The sequence below is a fragment of the Pradoshia sp. Z6_59 genome (genome assembly GCF_058267515.1).
In genome coordinates, this window is sequence record NZ_JBZCPP010000015.1 from 85,416 (window position 1) to 91,772 (window position 6,357).

Here is a 6,357-nt window from a genome sequence, read left to right on the forward strand (position 1 = left end):
AAAACCAACCTGCACAGACAGATCAGTCAAAGAGAAACAATTCAAAATGGTAAAGTTAACGCTCTTTAAATTTGAATATTATGCTACATGGCCCATTGGAATAGATAAGGAATTAATAAAATAAGAATTACTGCTACAGCAAACACAACTATAACTTTGGTTAAATCCTTTTTCAATAAAACACCACCATTATTATTGTTAGTTCTGTATCAGTATTATTTATATCCCATAAAATCTGGCTCATTATGTACTAAAAAGGTTCATAATCATTGGTAAATTAGACAGTTCCTAAAAATAAAGTAGTTATTAAGATTTATATAAATTTTTAATCCAATTATAGTCTGATACATGTAATAAATTCTTCACTTTTAATGCAACTAAATTAAGATCTTCTTCACACTGTGCATTCTCATAATCAAACCAGGTTTCATATTCATCTATATTTTCTTTGAGTCTATAACGGTCATTTACATCATGTGCAGTTACTTTATTTGGCGGTACTTCTTCCCCCCAGCTCATCGTTACACCCTCTTTTGGACAAATAGCTAGCTCTACAACAAAAGATCCACCATAACGATTAAATTGGAAAGTAATTAAGTCTATATTCTCTTCATTTTTCCTTCTAAAATGTGGAAATGACCCTTTAAAACCATATTCTCTTAAATAAGGAATTACACTCTTTTTTAATGCTTTAATCATATCTACTCGATTATTGAAAGCCATGATGAGCATTCCTCCGAACATTCATTTTAAAAAATGATTATTAATAAAAGTTATTATATTCAGATATATATTTATCAATTACGTTCATTCTGAATGAAGGAATCAGGTAAAGATTTGCTAACTAACGTTATATGGTTAGGAAAAACCCTAGAAAGACTCGATAGGATTAAAAGTAAAAGATAAAAGGACATTGGGCAAAATGACAAGTAAATGATTCTTATGTGATTTTCCTTAAATAGTCTACCTATGTGCCCCTGTCGTCCCACATTAGCTCTCCCATATAAGAAGAGAAAATGTCCACTCTAAAAACCAGGAACCTGCCATTTGGTGGGCTTTTTTTGATTCACCACACACGATAAAAGCCGCTGAATTAATTAACGGCTTTCCTTCATTCTTCTATTTAGTTTAGATTCATTCGCCTTCTCTTACAAACCATTCCCAAAAAGATGTGCCTTGAGCCACGGTGAAATAATCTAAAAATGAAGCAAACCCAAACGGGAATTTAACAAGCTCCTCGTCCTCATAATTCAGAGCTTCTCCTATCCACATCTTGTTCGTGCCGCTCTCCAAATCGCATTCACAGACAATTTCTATACCGTCCATTCCAACACCCACAGGAATAAAGTTATCTGGACACTCCCATAAGTCCTTATGTTCATCAATTTCCTCAATAGAAAATAAGGTAGTGCCATTACCTTCTTCAAATTGAAAGAGGCTGGCTCCATTATGCTGCATGAAAAACTCTTTTAACGCTCTCGGAGCAAAATCTGGTAGCTTTTTTATTTCGGAATCGGTAGCCGGCGGATTAAAGCTAAACGAGGCATTTAACACCTCTCCATCTTCTTTTTGAATCAACAATTGACCATCATTTAACCGTTGTTTTAATGTATCTAATGGTTTCAAATTCATTGGTCCTTTCTAATCAATAGTGCCTCTACCAAACATTGACCGTTCCTGTATGGAACGACTTTTTCAGTGTAATCAAATTAAATATTAATTTTATATTCTCCTAATATACACGAGGTCGAATATAATGTACCTAGGTTTCACCTCTATTGGTATACCATATTTATCCTCAAACCAATTTAAATATTTGTTTTTCTTTGATGTCATCCTTCTTCGGGATATATTTTTTTGACATTCATTATAGCTCTTCCTCCTTGCGAATATACTCGAGTGTGTCATCGAGTTTAATGCGATTGATATTCTAGCCATTTGTCTATTTCTTTTTTCACAAAACGATTTTCACCCGAAATAGATATATAAGGAATGTATTGGTAGATTTCATAACTGTTCACTGACGCTTTCTCTCTATCATCTTTTTCAATGATTTCTTCTATGTCTTTAGTGCTTACAGATAAATATTCTGCTAGTTCATCCATAGTAAGCACACTTGTCGCTGTTAATACATTATCTCCATTATTTGTAGTAGTAGAACCGGAGATTAAAAAAGCACCAACTACTATACTTACCGATATTAAAATTCCTCCTGCAATAACAGATATATTACCATTCTCTGCTAATCAATAAAAATCCTTCTTCCGCTAACCTTCCCCGTTTATACATTAAGGAATCAAACAAAAAAGCAAACCGAGTCTGAATCGGAAAACTTTATTTTAACTAGGAAAACTTTATTTTATGGTTACATAGGAGAAAGAAGACGTTCTAGGATACAAGATAATGGTATAGATAGATCATCTAACTATTTTTCTATGGCTCTGTTCGTAAAGATTGTTGCTAATGGCTTAATAAAAAAGAGAGAGCTTTTGCTGTCTCCGCTATTGAACTAACGCCCCTATTAGTTTAAGTACGTTTCTTCACAAACTTACTCCACACTCTTCTTTCATTACAGGAATGCTGCCCCTTTAACTGCATAATAAAAAGAGATGAACCTCCCTTTGCCAAAATACTAACCATTATTTCGTAATTTTGGTAAAATAGATTTTATTATAATACTAATTTTTTTGGAGGGAGTAATTCACATTTTAAATTATTACGCAATATTCGGATTCCTAACACTACCAATTTGGGGTGTTGTTTTTTGTTTGAACTTGATTTCAATTATTGAAAAAATTAATGATGGTGAAAACTACACTAAAAATATATTTTGGTTCACATTATCATTTGTAGTAATCATAACTGTGATTGCGGTTCTAACAACAGGAGCATAAATGAATGAAAACTTACTTGGAAACCAGTTCATCAACCTTATAGTTAATTAATTTTGCATCTTCTAGTACACACAAATGATTATATTTCTTTTCATCGTTTAAAATATTCGGCAAGTAATGAGGTATCATTTCTCCTAAACCATAATTTTTGTCTTCAAATATCCAAGGGATTTTCTTCCAATCGAGAATCCCTTCGTCTACTTTTTTTGGAGTTTCATATATGAAATTTTCATCCATATAAACCAGATAAACATACATTCCACCCGTATAAGAGCTATCCACTTCCCAAGTAATTATCCCTTTATCAATAATTTCACTTCTGCTAATATCAATATCTGTTTCTTCTTTTACTTCCCTAATTACACATTCTAAAGGTGTTTCATTTTCTTCTATTTTTCCACCGACACCATTCCATATTCCTAATGTTGGCTTACGTTCTCTGTTAAGCATTAGAATTTCATCATTCCTACGGATAAAACATAGTGTTTGTTTATACACATTTACCCCTCTTTTCTTTCACTAACCTGCCCCGTTTCTACAATAAGAAGTTCAACACAAAAAGGCATTAATCCTTCTTAGATCAATGCCCCCGATAGTTTAAGTGTATTTATTCGCATAGAACTATCCAAAATAGTTCTCTATATGCAATTTCTAATAATCTAACTGCTTTAAACTCAATAATAAACCGTCATCTGTAATCTTTTTAATTTTGTATAAATTTAACTTTCTGTCAATTATTTTATCCGTTTTATCTTCTTTACTGAATGAAATTCTTACTGCATTTATTGCATAAATAAGAATTGATAACACACCTGCACTTCCTAAGGCCACTCCTATACTTTCGTTCTCTGGAGGATGAGTATCCATAATCTTTCTTATGTCTTTATAATAGTCTCCTTTAATAAGGATATATTCAGATTTTACCTCTAAACCTGCTAATAACTCAGTTCGATTATGTGCTTCATAAGCTTCTATACCGTTCTCTTTGTACATAAAAAACCCACCTTTCAAGTGTCATAATAATTATATGAATAAAAATAAACTAAAGGTTCGATTTTTTCTAATTTTATTTATTCGACTAAACTGCCCCGTTTGTGGAATAAGAAGAAGCGTCAAAATGACGGTCTTACTCTCAGTTCTAGGATATTGAAGACTTTATATTCTCCATATATAAAAATATAAAAATTATACTAATGATTAAATAGTATATACCTAATATAGAGAAGGCATCTGTTGCTACCATTGCAAATTCTTTATTTAGAATTACTGCTCTCCACAAAATAGAACTAACGATAAAAGTTATAGGAAACACAGCAAAGAAACCAGCAAAGTATAGTTGAAATCGCTTGCTACCATTCATATAAAAACCTCCCTTTTAGATGTTCTAATGACGTTTAATAAACCCAATCATCATTTCACTAACCATAATATACCATATCGTTCTTGAGCTAAACTGCCCCTTTACTTCCATAAGAAATTCAACACAAAAAGGCATTAATCCTTCTTGGATCAACGCCCCTTTTTGTTTAAATGAAGACACTCACAAACCAGCATCGTTATTATCTTAAATCAATCTGATAAATGTATATAATCTAATACTCCTATTTCGAAAAAGCTTATTAGCTGACAAGCCTGCTTTTTTTGTGACAATTTTCGGCACTTTACCTTTTAAAAATGAACCTCCAAATGATGGTGCAGCACCAGGAGGTCCTATTTGTTTTTCCGGGGCCACAAAATTATTGATTGCTGTTGTTTATTTCCGATAAAGATGTGCATTTCCATTCAATCCTCCCCGTTCATTAAAAATATTTATAAGAAAAAGCCCCTAGATTTACCTAAGGGCTTCTTACTTCAATTTCACTATTTAAATATTTTTATTCTTCTTTACCTCTATATTATTCATCTTCATATGGTACTACTTCATAATCATCATCATCAAAAATTTGCTCCTCTTTTGCCTCTTCCATTTCTTTAATAAATTCGGTTATCAGAGTCGCATAATGGGCAACATTAGGGTGTTTCTTTAACTCATCTATTATCTTATTTACAATAGGAAGATCATATTTAATCCTTTGAAAGCTTATGTATTGAAATAAAGATGATCCTATCTTATCTTGAACCTTCTCATTGGTTTCATTTAATAAATTTAGGACATAGTTTTCTGTAATACTATTTTTGGGGTAATAGAATAAATTATCCAGTGCTTTTTTGATTTTAGTAAAATGCCCTGATTGTAGTAAAGAGATTAATTCATCTTCTGGCATCGCATCTAATTTGTAATCCTCATCTTCGTCAGGATTAAAGCGGTAAAGGCCCTCTTCCTGGATGTATAAGTCCTTTATAAATTCGTCAAAATTATCAGCTAAAATAAAATCTAATTTTTCTTCTGTATCTATATACGAAACAGCAGGCTCAACTCTATTATTCCTATAATCCAAAGCAAACCAAGTGTGACCATCCCCGTGTAACAAGACAAGTTCTTTAGGTAAATTCCACTCTTCAGTCATAAAAGCTGTATCTAAAATACCTGGCATTTCTCCTACTCCCTGTAGGTATCCAAATTCCACAAAAAAGTTTCCATCTATTGGGCGTTTTCTTAAACGGTAAGCATTAAATCGAATAGACCCGCCATTTTGCTCTAATATCAACTTACGATAAGTTTCAGGGAGCTTTTGTCCCAGTTCCTTTTCAGCTTCTTCTATTTCAGCTTCACTTACGGGTGGCTTTCTATAATAATCTTCACGTCTTTTAAGCCAAAATTTCATAATTATCCTCCTTAAACCTTCCTTGATTTGATATAAATCCTTCTTCCGCTAACCTGCCCCGTTTCTACAATAAGGAATTCAACACAAAAAGGCATTAATCCTTCTTAGATCAACGCCCTCTTTACTTCAATAAGCACTTTCATTATTGGAATGTAATTACTTATTAGGGACACCCTTTATAAAAACTCTAAATTCTTTTTTCCTTCCTCGTCTTTTAAAACCCAATATATACATACTTTTTTTCTTATCATTTACAATTCTAATCTTATAACAACCATATTTAGTAATAATGATTTTACTAATCACATCTAAAAATTCTTCCTTTGAGCCTTGAAATGACAGGATTTCATAACCATTTCCGCCATAACCTGGACTTCTAGTAATATAAAATACCGTATAAGAATTCTTCATAGATTACCCCATCAATAAGTCCTAATGTCTTATTTTTTAGAATTTTCTCAGTTTATTTTTTTAACATTATATCTTATTTCTCTGCTTTATTCTTTCGCTAACCTGCCCCTTTTTTTCCATAAGAAATTGAATATAAAAAGTCATTAATCCTTCCTTGGATCAATACAGATAAGGCAGTCAGTTGTTCTTACTGTATCCAAAATCATATAAGATTAAAAACAAACCAATCATAAAAAAAATAAACGCACTGGGCATATCAGTAGTTATGAACGAAAGTTCCTCTTTAA

The 6,357-nt window shown here is 32.1% G+C and carries 8 protein-coding genes; all 8 read right to left on the reverse strand.

Translation table 11 applies throughout. The annotated features are described in order from the left end of the window. Positions 1-306 precede the first annotated feature (306 nt). The 8 genes from AC4D4B_RS14775 to AC4D4B_RS14810 all read right to left on the reverse strand — a co-directional run bounded on the left by AC4D4B_RS14775 (position 307) and on the right by AC4D4B_RS14810 (position 6,070). The gene (locus AC4D4B_RS14775) at positions 307-723 is read right to left on the reverse strand and encodes a DUF4304 domain-containing protein (protein WP_491000394.1); all 417 of its coding nucleotides are present in this window, start codon (positions 721-723) and stop codon (positions 307-309) included. 411 nt (positions 724-1,134) lie between these two features. Next, positions 1,135-1,632, reverse strand: coding sequence for an SMI1/KNR4 family protein (locus AC4D4B_RS14780; protein ID WP_491000395.1), 498 nt, complete (start codon positions 1,630-1,632; stop codon positions 1,135-1,137). A 281-nt stretch (positions 1,633-1,913) separates the two neighbouring features. After that, on the reverse strand, positions 1,914-2,105 hold the full coding sequence (locus AC4D4B_RS14785; protein ID WP_491000396.1) for a hypothetical protein: 192 nt from the start codon (positions 2,103-2,105) through the stop codon (positions 1,914-1,916). 801 nt (positions 2,106-2,906) lie between these two features. Beyond that, complete coding sequence (locus AC4D4B_RS14790) at positions 2,907-3,392, reverse strand: NUDIX hydrolase (RefSeq protein WP_491000397.1); 486 nt, start codon at positions 3,390-3,392, stop codon at positions 2,907-2,909. Between the two features lie 153 nt (positions 3,393-3,545). Then, on the reverse strand, positions 3,546-3,887 hold the full coding sequence (locus tag AC4D4B_RS14795) for a hypothetical protein (protein ID WP_462406241.1): 342 nt from the start codon (positions 3,885-3,887) through the stop codon (positions 3,546-3,548). A 145-nt stretch (positions 3,888-4,032) separates the two neighbouring features. After that, positions 4,033-4,254, reverse strand: a complete 222-nt coding sequence (locus AC4D4B_RS14800; RefSeq protein ID WP_490996756.1) for a hypothetical protein — start codon at positions 4,252-4,254, stop codon at positions 4,033-4,035. A 535-nt stretch (positions 4,255-4,789) separates the two neighbouring features. After that, positions 4,790-5,659, reverse strand: a complete 870-nt coding sequence (locus tag AC4D4B_RS14805; protein ID WP_491000398.1) for an SMI1/KNR4 family protein — start codon at positions 5,657-5,659, stop codon at positions 4,790-4,792. 156 nt (positions 5,660-5,815) lie between these two features. Next, on the reverse strand, positions 5,816-6,070 hold the full coding sequence (locus AC4D4B_RS14810) for a hypothetical protein (protein ID WP_491000399.1): 255 nt from the start codon (positions 6,068-6,070) through the stop codon (positions 5,816-5,818). Positions 6,071-6,357: the final 287 nt, after the last annotated feature.